This window comes from Aquabacterium humicola, assembly GCF_030167915.1.
Taxonomy (GTDB): Bacteria; Pseudomonadota; Gammaproteobacteria; order Burkholderiales; family Burkholderiaceae_C; genus Pseudaquabacterium; species Pseudaquabacterium humicola.
The window spans coordinates 154816-168944 of record NZ_JARGNB010000002.1 but is presented as its reverse complement, the minus strand read 5'-3'; the positions used below and the strand labels follow the sequence as shown (position 1 = coordinate 168944).

The window sequence follows — 14129 nt, the reverse complement described above, 5'->3', positions numbered from 1 at the left end:
TCCGGCGACAAGGGCGGCCTTCGCCCGTCACTTCTTGCCCCGCATCAAGCCCTGGCCTTGTCCCGGCCGGGACAGAAGGAAAGCGAACGGTCGTGCTAAAACCCGTGGCGCGGCCAAATGGAGACGCCATGGACCTGAACTTCACCGCGGAAGAACTGGCCTTCCGCAACGAGATCCGCGAATGGGTCGCGGAGAACCTGCCGAAGGACCTGAGCCACAAGGTGCTCAATTCGCTGCGCCTGTCGCGTGACGACATGCAGCGCTGGGCCAAGATCCTCGGCAAGAAGGGCTGGCTGGGCTACGGTTGGCCCAAGCAGTTCGGCGGCCCCGGCTGGAACGCGGTGCAGAAGCACCTCTTCGAGGAGGAGTGCGCGCTGGCCGGCGCGCCGCGCATCGTGCCCTTCGGGCCGGTGATGGTGGCGCCGGTGATCATGCACTTCGGCACGCCCGAGCAGCACAAGCGCTTCCTGCCCGGCATCGCCTCCGGCGAGGTCTGGTGGAGCCAGGGCTACAGCGAGCCGGGCTCGGGCTCGGATCTGGCGTCGCTGAAGACGCGCGCGGAACGGGTCGGCGACAAGTACATCGTCAACGGCCAGAAGACCTGGACCACGCTCGGCCAGTACGGCGAGTGGATCTTCTGCCTCGTGCGCACCAGCAGCGAAGGCAAGCCGCAGACGGGCATCTCGTTCCTGCTGATCGACATGAAGTCGCCCGGCATCACGGTGCGCCCGATCATCACGCTCGACGGCGAGCACGAGGTCAACGAAGTCTTCTTCGACAACGTCGAGGTGCCCGCCGAGAACCTGATCGGCGAGGAAAACAAGGGCTGGACCTACGCCAAGCACCTGCTGGCGCACGAGCGCACCAACATCGCCGACGTCAACCGCGCCAAGCGCGAGCTCGAGCGGCTGAAGCGCCTGGCCAAGGCCGAAGGCCTCTACGACGACCAGCGCTTCCGCGACCAGATCGCGCTGCTGGAGGTCGACGTGGTCGCGCTGGAGATGATGGTGCTGCGCGTGCTGTCGGCCGAAAAGAGCGGCAAGGCGAGCCTGGACATCGCAGGCCTGCTGAAGATCCGCGGCAGCGAGATCCAACAGCGCTACACCGAGCTGATGATGCTGGCCGCCGGCCCGTCCACCGTGCCCTACGTGCACGAGGCGATGGAAGCCGGCTGGCAGGGCGACTTCGCCGGCGCCGCGATCTGCGCGCCGCTGGCCGGCACCTACTTCAACTACCGCAAGACGACGATCTACGGCGGTTCGAACGAAGTGCAACGCAACATCGTCGCGCAGACGGTGCTCGGTTCCTGAGGAGGCAAGACATGGACTTCGAATTCACCGACGACCAGGTCTCGCTGCGCGACGCGGTGGCCCGCTGGGTCGACAAGGGCTTCACCTTCGAGCGCCGCCATGGCATCGCCAAGGCCGGCGGCCGGACGCGCGAGGTGTACGCCGAGCTCGCCGAGCTGGGCCTCGCCGGCCTGATCGTGCCCGAGGCGCACGGCGGCATGGGCTTCGGCCCGGTCGAGGCGATGGTCGTGATGGAAGAGCTCGGCCGCGGGCTGGTCAACGCGCCCTACGCGGCCGCCGCACTGATGGCGCCCGCGCTGCTGCAGGCCGGTTCGCCGGAACTGCAAGCCGCCTGGCTGCCGAAGATCGCAGGCGCCGAATCTCTCGTGATTCCCGCGTGGCAGGAACGCGGCGCACGCTACCGGCTCGACAAGATCTCCACGAGCGCGACGGCCCAGGGCGCGGGCTTCGCTCTGAGCGGCGCCAAGCACGTCGTGCCGGCGGCCGACGAAGCCGATGCCTTCATCGTGCCGGCGATGCTGGACGGCCGGGTCGCGCTCTTCCTCGTCGAGAAGGCCGCGGCGGGCGTCGAGGTCAAGGCCTACCCGACGCAGGACGGCGCGCGCGCCGGCGAGCTGAAGCTGGCCAACGCGGCGGCGACGCTCATCACGAAGGACGGCCTCGCGGCCCTGGAGACCGCCACCGACATCGGCATCGCCGCGGCTTGCGCCGAAGGCGTCGGTGCGATGGACAAGCTGGTCGCGCTGACGGTCGAGTACCTGAACACGCGCAAGCAGTTCGGCGTCACGCTGGCCACCTTCCAGGCGCTGCGCCACCGCATCGCCGACGTCAAGATGCAGCTCGAGCTCGGCCGCTCGATGAGCTACTTCGCCAGCCTGAAGCTCGGCGAGCTTGGCGCCCAGCGCCGCCGCGCGCTGTCGCAGGCCAAGGTGCAGCTGGGCAACAGCATGCGCTTCGTCGGCCAGCAGTGCATCCAGATGCACGGCGGCATCGGCGTCACGGACGAGTACATCGGCAGTCATTACTTCAAGCGCCTGACGGTGCTCGAGATGACGCTGGGCGACACGATGCACCACCTGGGCGAGGTGTCCAACCGCATGCAGGACACCGCGGGCGTTTTCGCGTGAACTGATCAGGCCGGCCGGCTGCCGAACCAATCTGCCCAGAAGTCCAGGCAGGCGCGGATCTTCGGCAGCCGCTGCCGCGCCGACGCGGTGACGGCGTAGATCGGCACCGGCTGCGGGTCGCTGAACGCGGGCAGCACCGGCACCAGCCGGCCTGCCTGCACCAGCGGCGCGCCGACCAGCGTCGCGAGGCGCCCGATGCCCAGGCCCTGCAGCACCATGTTCGCGGCCAGGCCGGTGTCGTTGGTGCGCCAGAAACCGTCGACCGAGAGCTTCATCGCGCGGCCGTCGACGATGAACGGCCAGTGGTTCAGCTGCGTCGCCGCGGTGTTGGCGACCAGCCGGTGGCGGTGCAGGTCCTCGGGCTGTGCGGGCAGCCCATGTCGCTCGGCGTAGAGCGGCGACGCGTACAGCGCACGGCCGAGCTCGCCGATGCGGCGCGCGATCATCGTGTCCGGCAAGGCGCTCGAGGTGCGGATCGCGATGTCGATGCCGTCGCGCGCCATGTCCACCAGCCGGTCGCTGACCTCCAGTTCAACGCGCAGCTTCGCATGACGCTCGGCCAGCGTCGCCAGGCTGGGCAGCAGCTGGTACTGCGCGATCACCGTGCTCGCGGCGACCCGCACCAGCCCGGCCGGCTCGCGCGCCGAGTCGGCGAATTCGCCTTCGAGCGACTCGATCGTCGAGCCCAGGCGCTGGCAGTAGTCGAGGAAGGTCTCGCCCTCGGCGGTCAGCGCCAGCGCATGCGTGGAGCGGTGCACCAGGCGCGCGCCGCAGGTCTTCTCGATGCGCGCCAGCGCGCGCGACACCTGGCTCACCGGCACATCGCGCTCGCGTGCGACCGCCGACAAGGTGCCCAGTGCGGCGACACGGGCGAAGAGTTTCAGGTCGTCGAAAGCCAGATCGTCCATGGGCCTGCATCGTAGGTTGAAGCCAGCGGTGGTGCAGCCGGTGTTGCAGATGCCGCAAGACCGATTTGGGCGGCGCGCCGTTTCCGAGTCGGCCGCCGATTCCTAGAGTGGCGTCACACCATTCGAAGGAACCCGCCATGCATCAGCCCCTGCCTCTTCAACTCCTCACCCCGCGCGATCGCAGCGCGCTGACCGCCGCCGCGCGGCGCCGGGCCATCGAACTGCGCGAGCAGGCCCGCCAGGACTTCTGGAACGCCGTGGCACGCCGGCTGCGCTCGCTCTTCGCCGCCGCGCGCCCCACCACCCGCTGACCGGAGATTCCCACCATGCCCCTCGTCACCCTGACCCTGCGCGAGCAGCACCCGCCCGCCTACAAGACCGCGCTGCTCGACGCGGTGCATGCCGCGCTGGTCGCCACCGGCGTGCCAGCGGCCGACCGCTTCCAGCGCGTGATCGAGCTGAAGGCCGACAACCTGCGCGTCGATGCACGCTATCCGGACCTCGAGCGCGACCGCAACGAGCAGTTCGCGATCATCGAGATCCTGTGGTCGGCCGGCCGCAGCGTGAAGGTCAAGCGCGGGCTGCTGAAGGACCTGATGACCCGGCTGGCGGCGCAGGACGTCGACACCGAGCAGGTGATGGTGATCTTCCAGGAAACGACCTGGGAGAACTGGGCCTTCGGCGGCGGACGGCAGCCGCACATCTAGGCCGGCTCATAGGGCCGATCCTGACGCGTCGACGACGCGTCCGCCTGACGGCCGGTGATACGCTGGCCGCATGCATTCCGGTTCTCTCGTCGACGTCCGCGGCCTGAAGGTCGGCCACTTCACCGACCCTCGCCGGCCCACCGGCTGCAGCGTCGTGCTGTGCGAAGCCGGCGCGGTCTGCGGCGTCGATGTGCGCGGCGCCGCGCCGGGCACGCGCGAGACCGACCTGCTGCATCCGAGCAACGTGATCGAGCACGTGCATGCCGTGCTGCTGTCCGGCGGCAGTGCCTTCGGCCTGGCCGCGGCCGACGGCGTGATGCGCTGGCTCGAGGAGCGCGGCATCGGCGTCGAGGTCGGTCCCGCCCGCGTGCCTATCGTGCCAGCCGCGGTGCTGTTCGACCTGTGGGTCGGCGATGCGCACATCCGCCCCGATGCCGCGGCGGGCCATGCCGCCTGTGCGGCCGCGAGCACCGACGCCCCGGCGCAGGGCTCGGTCGGCGCCGGCGCCGGCGCGTCGGTCGGCAAACTCTTCGGCATCGACCACGCGATGAAGGGCGGCATCGGCAGCGCGTCGATCAAGGTCGGCGCGATCACCGTCGCGGCGCTGATGGCGGTGAACGCGATTGGCGACGTCATCGACCCGGCCAGCGGCCGCCTGCTCGCCGGCTCGCGCGCCGACGATGGCCGCACACCGCGCGACACCATGGCCGCGATCCGCGCCGGCGCGCTGCCCGCGCGCCTGCTCGACGGCATGGCGACGACCATCGGCGTCGTCGCGACCGATGCCGCACTCACCAAGGCGCAGGCCAACAAGCTGGCCTCGATGGCCCACGACGGCCTCGCGCGCAGCATCAACCCGGTGCACACGCTGACCGACGGCGATACGCTGTTCGCGCTGGCCACCGGCGCCAGCGGACGGGCCGGCCACCTGACGGTGCTGGGTGCGCTGGCCGCGGAGGTCACGGCGCGCGCGGTCGTGAACGCGGTGCGCGCCGCCAGCGGATTGAACGATCCCCCCCTGCCCTCGTCGAGCGAACTCGGCTGGGGCTGAACCAGAAGACGCGAGGAGACCGCCGATGAGATTCACCCGCCGTTCGCTGCTGCTGCTGATCCCCGCCGGGGCCGCGCTTCTCGCGGCCTGCGCCAGCGGCAGCCCGCCCGCGTCCGAAGCGACGCCGCCGATCGTCTTCGTGCATGGCAACGGCGACACCGCGGCGCTGTGGACCACCACGCAGTGGCGCTTCGAATCCAACGGCTGGCCGCGCGAGCGCCTGCACGCGGTGCACTTCCCCTACCCGCTGGCGCGCGACGACGACGCGAAGGAGCAGCCCGGGCGCAGCTCGTCCACCGAGCAGCGCGAGCACCTCGCCGCCGAAGTGCAGCGCGTGCTGAAGGCCACCGGCGCCGACAAGGTCGTGCTGATCGGCAACTCCCGCGGCGGCAACGCGATCCGCAACTACATCCAGAACGGCGGCGGCGACAGGATGGTCTCGCACGCCATCCTCGGCGGCACGCCGAACCACGGCGTGTGGGCGAATCCGACCTTCCGTCCGGGCAACGAGTTCAACGGCGCCGGCCCCTTCCTCACCGCGTTGAACGCGCCGAAAGGGCCCGACGGTGCGGAGGTCACCCCCGGCGTGCGCTGGCTGACGGTGCGCTCGGACAACAACGACAAGTTCGCACAGCCCGACGGCGTGTGGATCGGCGCCAAGGGCACGCCGACCAACGTCACGTTCGACGGCCCGGCGTTGAAAGGCGCAGAGAACGTCGTGCTGCCGGGCCGCGACCACCGCGAGGTCAGCTACCACGCCGAGGCCTTCGCCGCGGCGCACCGCTTCCTCACCGGCTGCGCGCCGGCGACGCTGGCGATAACGCCTGAAGCACGCGTCACGCTGGACGGCCAGGTGTCCGGCCCCGGTCCGGGCGGGCCGACCAACCTGCCGCTGCCGGGCGCGAAGGTCGCGGTCTACGCGGTCGATCCTGCCACCGGTGCACGGCGCGGCGCGGCGCTGATCGACAGGACCGTCGGCGCCGATGGCCGCTGGGGCCCGGTGACGGTGGACAGCGGCACCGCGCTCGAGTTCGAGGTCGCCGCGCCCGGCCTGGCGACGACCCATGTCTACCGCTCGCCCTTCCCGCGCTCGTCCGACCTCGTGCACCTGCGCGCCGAGCGTCTGGCCGATGCCGACAAGGACGCCGCATCGGTGGTCACGCTGAGCCGGCCGCGCGGCTACTTCGGGCTGCCGCGCGACCGGATCGTCTTCGACGGCCAGGCGACGCCACCCGGCATCCCGCCCGGCGTCGCCGGCGTGTCGGCGTCGAAGCTCAAGCTCGCCGACGCCGGCCGGCCGGTGGTGGCCGACTACCGCAGCGGCGACATCGCCGAGCGCATCGTCGGCGTCGCCTGGCCGGCGCGCGAGAACCGCGTCGTGCTGATCGAGCTGCACCACTGATGGCGAAGAAGGCAGAGGCGGCGACGCAGCGGCTGGACGATCTGCTGTTCTCGCAGGGCTTCGGCACGCGGCGCGTCGTCGCCGGCCTGATCGACGCCGGGCTGGTGTGCATCGGCGGCGAGGTGCGGCGCGATCCGGGCGAACGTTTCGCGACCGACGGCCTGGCCTTCGAAGTCGAGGGCCAGCCGTGGACCTATCACGCAAAGGCCCTGGTGCTGCTGCACAAGCCGGCGGGCTACGAGTGCTCGCAGAAGCCAGCGGCCTGGCCCAGCGTGCTGCTGCTGCTGCCGCCGCCGCTGCGCCAGCGTGGCGTGCAGCCGATCGGCCGCCTCGACCAGGACACCACCGGCCTGCTGCTGCTGACCGACGACGGCGCGCTGATCCACCGGCTGACGAGCCCGAAGAAGCAGGTGCCGAAGGTCTACGAGGTCACGACGGACCGCCCGGTCGACGAGCACCAGATGCAACGGCTGCTCGGCGGCGTGATGCTCGACGACGAGCCGACACCGGTGCGCGCCGAAGGCTGCGAGATCACCGGTGAGCGCGCGCTGCGGCTGACGCTGGTGCAGGGCAAGTACCACCAGGTCAAGCGCATGGTGGCGGCGGTGGGCAACCACGTGGTCGGCTTGCACCGCAGCCGCTTCGGCGCGCTGGTGCTGCCCGACGATCTGGCGCCCGGCAAGTGGCGGTGGCTGGACGGACCCGGCGCCATCACCGGGCCACAATAAGCCCACGATGCGTGTCTTCCGCGGCTTCCACCATCCTGGCCTGGCAAGCGCCTGCGCGCTCACGATCGGCAACTTCGACGGCGTGCACCGCGGGCACCAGGCGATGCTGGCGCTGCTGACGAACGAGGCGCGGCACCGGCACCTCGCGAGCTGCGTGATGACCTTCGAGCCGCATCCGCGCGACTACTTCGCGCGGCTGATGGGCCAACCCGGCGCGGCGCCCGCGCGCATCGCGACGCTGCGCGACAAGCTCAGCGAGCTGGAACGCTGCGGCGTCGACCAGGTCGTGGTGCTACGCTTCGACGCGCGCTTCGCAGGCCAGAACCCGCAGGCCTTCATCGACGACGTGCTGCTCGATGGCCTGCGCGCGCGCTACGTGCTGGTCGGCGACGACTTCCGCTTCGGCGCGAAACGCGCCGGCGACTATGCGATGCTCGACGCGGCCGGCACCCGGCAGGGCTTCGATGTCGCCCGCATGATGAGTTATGAGGTGCACGGGCTGCGCGTGTCGTCGTCGGCGGTGCGCGATGCGCTGGCCGCCGGCGACATGGAGCGCACGGCCGCGCTGCTGGGCCGGCCCTACAGCATCAGCGGCCACGTGGTGCATGGCCGCAAGCTCGGCCGCGAGCTCGGCTTCCGCACGCTGAACGTGCGTTTCCCGCACCCCAAGCCGGCGGCGATGGGCATCTTCGTCGTGCGCGTGCACGGGCTGGCGGGCGCACCGCTGCCGGGCGTCGCCAGCCTGGGCGTGCGGCCGACGGTCGAGGACGCCGGCCGCGTGCTGCTGGAAGTGCACTGCCTCGACTGGCCGCTGCCGATGGACGCCGGCTACGGCCGCGTGCTGCAGGTCGAGCTGCTGCACAAGCTGCACGACGAGCGCAAGTACGCGTCGCTCGACGCGCTGCGCGAAGGCATTGCGCGCGACGAGGCGGACGCGCGCGCCTGGTTCGCTGCGGCTGCGGGCTGACGTTCAGCTCGCCATCATCTTGCCGCCGTTGATCAGCCACGGCGTGCCGAAGCGGTCGGTGACCATGCCGAAGATCTCGACCCAGAAGGTCGGCTCCAGCGGCATGCCGACGGTGCCGCCTTCGGACAGCGCCGCGAACACGCGCTTCGCCTCGGCCACGGTTTCGAAGGCCAGCGTGACGCCGAAGCCCTGCATGCCGGTGTAGGGCTGACCCGGCATCGTGTCCGAGGCCATCAGCGAGTGGCCGGCGATGTCCAGGTGCGCGTGCATCACGCGTTCTGCCGCCTCGGGCGGGCACGGCATCTCGGGCACGTCCTTGAAGCGCATCAGGTCCAGCTTGCCGCCGAACACGGATTGGTAGAAGGCCATCGCTTCGGCCGCGTTGCCGTCGAAATTCAGGTAGGGGCGAAAGTGCATCGTGTGCTCCGGTTGGTGGGGTGGATCGGTGTTTTGTGTACACCGTCCACAAACCATAGCAGACATAATGGACAGTGTCCACATCGTTGTTCATCTGCCCAGCCGATGGCCACCCGCCCCGCCCCGCCGAACCGCGCCGCCTACCGCCACGGCGACCTGCGCAATGCGCTGCTGGAGGCCGGCCTGGCGCTGGCGCGCGACGGCGGTCCGGACGCGGTGGTGCTGCGCGAAGCCACGCGCCGCGCCGGCGTGGTGCCGAACGCCGCCTACCGCCATTTCGCGAGCCGCGACGACCTGCTGGCCGCGGTGCGTGATGCGGCGGTGGCGATGGTCGCGCGGGCGATCGAGCAGGAGCTCGCCGCGCTGGGCGATCCGAAACCGTCGGCGCGCTACGCGCGCGCGACCCTGCGCGCCGTCGGCACCGGCTACATGCGCTTCGCGCGCGCCGAGCCGGGCCTCTTTCGCACCGCGTTCGCGCGGCGTTTCGACCCCTCGGGGCCGGCCGGCCCGGCCACGGCGGGCGACAGCGGCCTCGGACCTTTCGGCCTGCTGCGCCGCGCGCTGGACGCGATGGTCGCCGCCGGTGCACTGCCGGCCACACGCCGGCCGGGCGCGGAGTTCCTCGCCTGGTCCGCGGTGCACGGTCTCTCGCTGCTGGCGATCGAAGGCCCGCTGAGCGGCGTGCCGGCCGCGATGGTCGATGCGCTGTCGGAGCGTCTGCTGGAGATGGTCGAGCGCGGGCTCTGACCCGCGCCGCGCATCAGAAGCGCCAGGCGAGGCCGGCGCCCAGGCTCCAGTTCGCCGCGCGCCGGGTCAGCGGGCTGTCCGCGGCCGGGCCGATCAGGCGCGAGACGCCGAGGTTCGTGAAGCCGACCCAGTGCGGGCCGAAATCGGTGCGCAGGCCGACGCTGGCGCCGACGTCGCGCAGCCCCGAGCCGGGGCGGTAGACCGGGTGGCCGGAGCGCTGGCTCTCGGCCTCGGTGATGCCGAAATAGCTCTGCAGGTGGCGCGCGTCGGCCCAGGTCGCGCCGACATTGGCGTTCGCCCGCACCGTCGGCGTCAGCGCCCAGCCGTAACCGAGGCCGGCATCGACATAGCTGCCGCCGTCGCGGTTCAGCAGATCCGGGTTCCAGCCGGCGCGCACCTGCCAGCCGCCACCGAGGGTGCGCGCGACGCCCAGACGGCCCCGCAGCGTCGAGCGGCGCTTGTCCAGGCCGGCCAGCGCGGCATCGCTGCCGGGATCGCGCCCGCCGGCGAAGCGGAAGGACAAGCTGACGCGAAAGTCGTCGCGCTGCACCAGCTCGGCCGCCAGGCCGCCGCGGGTCGATTCGTCGGTCGACGAACGCGACGCGAAGCCGCTGGTCGTCGTGACGCTGAAGCGGCCGTAGCGCAGGAACAGGCCCGGCACGACGCGGCTGCGGTGCTCGGTCGCGCCGGCGTAGGTGGGGCCATGGCGCAGCACGAGGCCGATGGCGCCTTCCCAGCCGTCGCGGGCAGGCTTGTCGGCCTTCGGCGGCTCGTCGGCACGGGCGGCGGGCAACAAGGTCAGTCCGGCCAACATCGCAGCGGCTGCCGGCGCTGCGAGGGCCCTGGCTAGAATCGGCACCGTGGCATTGTGCATGGTCCCCCCCTGGCAGCCGCGCGGTACCGACCCGCGCGGTCACGCCGCCACGCGCCGGCAGACCACGCGCGATCGAATTCGGCGTTCACTCGTCTGAGTGCCACGCGGCGCCCGCACGCGCCGCGACCGTTCGCCCCTCCAACGATGCGTGCGCCGGCCCCTGCCCCGGCGTGAGAGCCCGCCATGACCGAATCGACCACCCCCCTTCCCGCAACCAGCGCCGCGACGACCGACTACCGATCGACGCTGAACCTGCCCGACACCCCGTTCCCGATGCGCGGCGACCTTGCGCAGCGCGAGCCCGGCTGGGTCAAGGCCTGGCAGGACCAGGGCCTGTACAAGCGCCTGCGCGACGCGCGCTGCGGCGCCCCGAAGTTCATCCTGCACGACGGCCCGCCGTACGCCAACGGCCAGATCCACATGGGTCATGCCGTCAACAAGGTGCTCAAGGACATGATCGTCAAGGCGCGCCAGCTCGCCGGCTTCGACGCCCAGTACGTGCCGGGCTGGGACTGCCACGGCCTGCCGATCGAGAACGCGATCGAGAAGGCGCACGGCCGCAACCTGAGCCGCGACGACATGCAGGCCAAGAGCCGCGCCTATGCCACCGAGCAGATCGCGCAGCAGATGGCCGACTTCCAGCGCCTGGGCGTGCTCGGCGAGTGGGGCCGCCCGTACCGCACGATGGACTTCGCCAACGAGGCCGGCGAGATCCGCGCCTTCAAGCGCGTGATCGAGCGCGGCTTCGTCTACCGCGGCCTGAAGCCGGTGTACTGGTGCTTCGACTGCGGCTCGTCGCTGGCCGAGTTCGAGATCGAGTACGCCGACAAGAAGAGCCAGACGCTCGACGTCGCCTTCCCCTGCGCCGAGCCCGACCGCCTGGCCGCCGCGTTCGGCCTGCCGGCGCTCGACAAGGAGGCCTTCGTCGTCATCTGGACCACCACCGCGTGGACCATCCCGGCCAACCAGGCGCTGAACCTGAACCCGGGGCTGGACTACGCGCTGGTCGACACGCCCAAGGGGCTGCTGGTGCTGGCCGCGTCGCTGGTCGACAAGTGCCTGGAGCGCTACGGCCTCACCGGCACCGTGCGCGCGACCACCGCCGGCGAGAACCTGGGCGGCATCCAGTTCCGCCATCCGCTGGCGCATGTGCACCCGGGCTACGACCGGCCGAGCCCGGTGTACCTGGCCGAGTACGCCACCGCGGACGACGGCACCGGCATCGTGCACTCGTCGCCCGCCTACGGCCTGGACGACTTCCAGTCGTGCGTCGCGCACGGCATGAAGTACGAGGACATCCTGAACCCGGTGCAGGGCAACGGCGCCTACGCGCCTGACTTCCCGCTGTTCGGCGGCCAGCACATCTGGAAGGCGGTGCCGGTGATCATCGACGCGCTGCGCGATGCCGGCCGCCTGCTGCACACGACGACGATCACCCACAGCTACCCGCACTGCTGGCGCCACAAGTCGCCGGTGATCTACCGCGCCGCGGCGCAGTGGTTCATCCGCATGGACGAAGGCCCCGGCGTCTTCACGAAGGACAAGGCGCCGAAGACGCTGCGCCAGATGGCGCTGGACGCCATCGACCAGACCGGCTTCTATCCCGAGAACGGCCGCGCGCGCCTGCGCGACATGATCGCCAACCGGCCCGACTGGTGCATCTCGCGCCAGCGCAGCTGGGGCGTGCCGGTGCCCTTCTTCCTGCACAAGGACTCGGGCGAGCTGCACCCGCGCACGATGGAGATCCTCGACCAGGCCGCGGACATCGTCGAGAAGGGCGGCATCGAGGCCTGGAGCCGCGTGACGGCCGAGCAGATCCTGGGGCCCGCTGACGCACCGCACTACACCAAGAGCAGCGACATCCTCGAGGTCTGGTTCGACTCCGGCTCGACCTTCTGGCACGTGCTGCGCGGCACGCATGCCGAGCAGCACGGCAGCCAGGGCTTCCACGACAAGGGCCCCGAGGCCGACCTGTACCTCGAAGGCCATGACCAGCACCGCGGCTGGTTCCACTCGTCGCTGCTGCTGGCCTGCGCGCTCGAAGGGCGTGCGCCGTACCGCGGCCTGCTGACGCACGGCTTCACCGTCGACAGCCAGGGCCGCAAGATGAGCAAGTCGCTCGGCAACGGCATCGAGCCGCAGGCGGTGAGCAAGAAGCTGGGGGCCGAGATCATCCGGCTGTGGGTGGCCGCCAGCGACTACTCCGGCGACATCGCCGGCGACGACAAGATCCTCGCGCGTGTCGTCGATGCCTACCGCCGCATCCGCAATACGCTGCGCTTCCTGCTCGCGAACACCAGCGACTTCGATCCGGCCGCCGATGCCGTCGCGCCGGCCGAGATGCTGGAGATCGACCGCTGGGCGCTGGCGCGCGCCGCGCAGTTCCAGGCCGAGGTGCTCGCGCACTACAACGTCTACGAGTTCCACCCGGTGGTCGCCAAGCTGCAGGTGTTCTGCTCGGAAGACCTGGGGGCGTTCTACCTCGACGTGCTGAAGGACCGCCTGTACACCACGGCGCCGAAGAGCCTGGCCCGCCGCAGCGCGCAGACCGCGCTGTGGCAGATCACGCACGCGATGCTGCGCTGGATGGCGCCTTTCCTGAGCTTCACCGCCGAGGAAGCGTGGACGGTGTTCGGCAAGGGGCCGTCCATCTTCACCGAAACCTACTGGCAGTTCGATGCCACGCTGGCCGGCGACGCCGCGCTGCTGCAGAAGTGGGCCCGCATCCGCGAGGTGCGCGAGGCGGTGAACAAGGCGATCGAGGACGTGCGCGGCTCGGGCGCGGTCGGCAGCTCGCTGCAGGCCACCGTGCGCGTGACGGCGCCGGACGACGTGCACCCGCTGCTGGCCTCGCTCGGCGACGACCTGAAGTTCGTCTTCATCACCTCGGCCGCGACGCTGGCCGCCGGCGAGTTGGCGGTCGAGGTCACGCCGTCCACGGCGACCAAGTGCGAACGCTGCTGGCACTGGCGCGACGACGTCGGCCACGATGCCGCCCACCCGACGATCTGCGGCCGCTGCACGAGCAACCTGTACGGCAGCGGCGAGCAGCGCCAAGTCGCCTGAGCGCACTAGCCTTCGTCGGTCTGACTGGAGTCTCCCTCGCGGAGGGAGGCTGGAGGGAGCGGTCCGACGCGCTGGAGCCCCCTCTCGGAGGGGGCTCGGGGGAGCACAACACTCTGCAGCGCGCGCTGCTTAGGCGCCCGGCGCCTAAGCGGCGATCCGTTCTGCCGGCTGCGCCGTCTCGGGCGTGTCGAACAGCGTCACGTCCGGGTGGTAGGTCTCGAAGATCGTCGTGTAGAGGGTGTGGCGGCCTTCGAACCAGTTGCGCTCGGTGGCGACGATGTCGAGCGCCAGGATGCGGTGCTCGAGGCCGCCGCCGTGCGCCAGCGGCAGCGGATTGCCGTGCTCGAAGGCGTCGACGAAGCCCAGCCGCTGGTAGATGCGCACCAGCGCCTCGCTGCGCGCGCCGATCACCATCCAGCGGATCTGGTTCGCGGCGCAGAACAGGAAGCTGGCCTTGACCAGCATCGTGCGCAGCGCCGGGTCGGCGCCGGGCATCACCGCCAGCCGCGAAACCTCGGCGCGCGGGCGCGCGGTCAGCCAGTCGGGCAGGTCGACGTCATGCTCCAGCTCCACCGGCGATCGGGGGGCGCGGCGCTGCACGCGGGCGGTGCCGATCGGCTGGCCGCTGGCCTTGTCGCGTGCCAGCAGCACCGCGGTGCCGGGGTCGCGGTCGACCTCATCCGGCTGCGCGAGCGCCGCCTTCAGTTGCGGCAGGTGGTGGCCGTAGGCGGCGGCGCGCACGGCGCAGGCATCGTGCAGATCCTGCGAAGAGCGGGCAACGCCCAGGCGAAAGCTGAGCCAGGCAGTGGACATTCAGATCCCCAA

General features: G+C 71.1%; 14 protein-coding genes. 10 read left to right on the top strand and 4 right to left on the bottom strand.

Going from position 1 to position 14129, the window contains the following annotated elements; genetic code table 11:
- Positions 1-128: 128 nt before the first annotated feature.
- Entirely contained in the window at positions 129-1310 is a 1182-nt protein-coding gene (locus P1K89_RS11060) for an acyl-CoA dehydrogenase family protein (protein ID WP_284616507.1), read from the top strand.
- An 11-nt stretch (positions 1311-1321) separates the two neighbouring features.
- A complete protein-coding gene (locus P1K89_RS11055; RefSeq protein WP_284616506.1) occupies positions 1322-2437 on the top strand; it encodes an acyl-CoA dehydrogenase family protein in 1116 nt (371 codons plus the stop codon).
- 5 nt (positions 2438-2442) lie between these two features.
- On the opposite strand, the gene P1K89_RS11050 is transcribed toward P1K89_RS11055, so the two are convergent.
- Positions 2443-3345 (bottom strand): LysR family transcriptional regulator, encoded by a 903-nt coding sequence (locus tag P1K89_RS11050; RefSeq protein ID WP_284616505.1) that lies wholly within the window; start codon positions 3343-3345, stop codon positions 2443-2445.
- A 137-nt stretch (positions 3346-3482) separates the two neighbouring features.
- On the opposite strand from P1K89_RS11050, the gene P1K89_RS11045 reads away from it, so the two are divergent.
- The 6 genes from P1K89_RS11045 (at position 3483) to P1K89_RS11020 (ending at position 8200) form a co-directional block, all read left to right on the top strand.
- A complete protein-coding gene (locus P1K89_RS11045; protein WP_284616504.1) occupies positions 3483-3656 on the top strand; it encodes a hypothetical protein in 174 nt (57 codons plus the stop codon).
- 15 nt (positions 3657-3671) lie between these two features.
- Entirely contained in the window at positions 3672-4052 is a 381-nt protein-coding gene (locus P1K89_RS11040) for a tautomerase family protein (RefSeq protein ID WP_284616503.1), read from the top strand.
- 70 nt (positions 4053-4122) lie between these two features.
- Positions 4123-5103: a P1 family peptidase gene (locus tag P1K89_RS11035; protein ID WP_284616502.1), complete on the top strand. Its 981-nt coding sequence runs from the start codon at positions 4123-4125 to the stop codon at positions 5101-5103.
- A gap of 25 nt (positions 5104-5128) precedes the next feature.
- Positions 5129-6505 carry a twin-arginine translocation pathway signal gene (locus P1K89_RS11030; RefSeq protein ID WP_284616501.1) on the top strand — a complete coding sequence of 459 codons (1377 nt, stop codon included), beginning with the start codon at positions 5129-5131 and terminating at the stop codon, positions 6503-6505.
- Positions 6505-7233 carry a pseudouridine synthase gene (locus P1K89_RS11025; RefSeq protein WP_284616500.1) on the top strand — a complete coding sequence of 243 codons (729 nt, stop codon included), beginning with the start codon at positions 6505-6507 and terminating at the stop codon, positions 7231-7233. Before P1K89_RS11030 ends, P1K89_RS11025 begins: the two co-directional genes overlap by 1 nt.
- 7 nt (positions 7234-7240) lie before the next feature.
- Positions 7241-8200: a bifunctional riboflavin kinase/FAD synthetase gene (locus P1K89_RS11020; RefSeq protein ID WP_284616499.1), complete on the top strand. Its 960-nt coding sequence runs from the start codon at positions 7241-7243 to the stop codon at positions 8198-8200.
- Between the two features lie 3 nt (positions 8201-8203).
- Here the strand turns inward: P1K89_RS11020 and P1K89_RS11015 are convergent, their stop codons facing one another.
- Positions 8204-8617, bottom strand: a complete 414-nt coding sequence (locus tag P1K89_RS11015) for a VOC family protein (RefSeq protein WP_284616498.1) — start codon at positions 8615-8617, stop codon at positions 8204-8206.
- A gap of 105 nt (positions 8618-8722) precedes the next feature.
- Here P1K89_RS11015 and P1K89_RS11010 point away from each other — a divergent pair, with 105 nt between their 5' ends.
- Positions 8723-9364, top strand: coding sequence for a TetR/AcrR family transcriptional regulator (locus P1K89_RS11010; RefSeq protein WP_284616497.1), 642 nt, complete (start codon positions 8723-8725; stop codon positions 9362-9364).
- A gap of 13 nt (positions 9365-9377) precedes the next feature.
- Here P1K89_RS11010 and P1K89_RS11005 read toward each other — a convergent pair whose 3' ends face one another.
- On the bottom strand, positions 9378-10178 hold the full coding sequence (locus P1K89_RS11005) for a MipA/OmpV family protein (protein ID WP_284616496.1): 801 nt from the start codon (positions 10176-10178) through the stop codon (positions 9378-9380).
- A 243-nt stretch (positions 10179-10421) separates the two neighbouring features.
- On the opposite strand from P1K89_RS11005, the gene ileS reads away from it, so the two are divergent.
- The gene (gene ileS, locus P1K89_RS11000; RefSeq protein ID WP_284616495.1) at positions 10422-13304 is read left to right on the top strand and encodes an isoleucine--tRNA ligase; all 2883 of its coding nucleotides are present in this window, start codon (positions 10422-10424) and stop codon (positions 13302-13304) included.
- Between the two features lie 144 nt (positions 13305-13448).
- Here ileS and P1K89_RS10995 read toward each other — a convergent pair whose 3' ends face one another.
- On the bottom strand, positions 13449-14117 hold the full coding sequence (locus P1K89_RS10995; RefSeq protein WP_284616494.1) for a GNAT family N-acetyltransferase: 669 nt from the start codon (positions 14115-14117) through the stop codon (positions 13449-13451).
- Positions 14118-14129 lie beyond the last annotated feature (12 nt).

Bases quoted from the DNA above. Each gene is read 5' to 3' on its own strand.
- P1K89_RS11060 (WP_284616507.1), top strand. From the start codon at position 129: ATGGACCTGAACTTCACCGCGGAAGAACTGGCCTTCCGCAACGAGATC.
- P1K89_RS11055 (WP_284616506.1), top strand. From the start codon at position 1,322: ATGGACTTCGAATTCACCGACGACCAGGTCTCGCTGCGCGACGCGGTG.
- P1K89_RS11050 (WP_284616505.1), bottom strand. From the start codon at position 3,345: ATGGACGATCTGGCTTTCGACGACCTGAAACTCTTCGCCCGTGTCGCC.
- P1K89_RS11045 (WP_284616504.1), top strand. From the start codon at position 3,483: ATGCATCAGCCCCTGCCTCTTCAACTCCTCACCCCGCGCGATCGCAGC.
- P1K89_RS11040 (WP_284616503.1), top strand. From the start codon at position 3,672: ATGCCCCTCGTCACCCTGACCCTGCGCGAGCAGCACCCGCCCGCCTAC.
- P1K89_RS11035 (WP_284616502.1), top strand. From the start codon at position 4,123: ATGCATTCCGGTTCTCTCGTCGACGTCCGCGGCCTGAAGGTCGGCCAC.
- P1K89_RS11030 (WP_284616501.1), top strand. From the start codon at position 5,129: ATGAGATTCACCCGCCGTTCGCTGCTGCTGCTGATCCCCGCCGGGGCC.
- P1K89_RS11025 (WP_284616500.1), top strand. From the start codon at position 6,505: ATGGCGAAGAAGGCAGAGGCGGCGACGCAGCGGCTGGACGATCTGCTG.
- P1K89_RS11020 (WP_284616499.1), top strand. From the start codon at position 7,241: ATGCGTGTCTTCCGCGGCTTCCACCATCCTGGCCTGGCAAGCGCCTGC.
- P1K89_RS11015 (WP_284616498.1), bottom strand. From the start codon at position 8,617: ATGCACTTTCGCCCCTACCTGAATTTCGACGGCAACGCGGCCGAAGCG.
- P1K89_RS11010 (WP_284616497.1), top strand. From the start codon at position 8,723: ATGGCCACCCGCCCCGCCCCGCCGAACCGCGCCGCCTACCGCCACGGC.
- P1K89_RS11005 (WP_284616496.1), bottom strand. From the start codon at position 10,178: ATGTTGGCCGGACTGACCTTGTTGCCCGCCGCCCGTGCCGACGAGCCG.
- ileS (WP_284616495.1), top strand. From the start codon at position 10,422: ATGACCGAATCGACCACCCCCCTTCCCGCAACCAGCGCCGCGACGACC.
- P1K89_RS10995 (WP_284616494.1), bottom strand. From the start codon at position 14,117: ATGTCCACTGCCTGGCTCAGCTTTCGCCTGGGCGTTGCCCGCTCTTCG.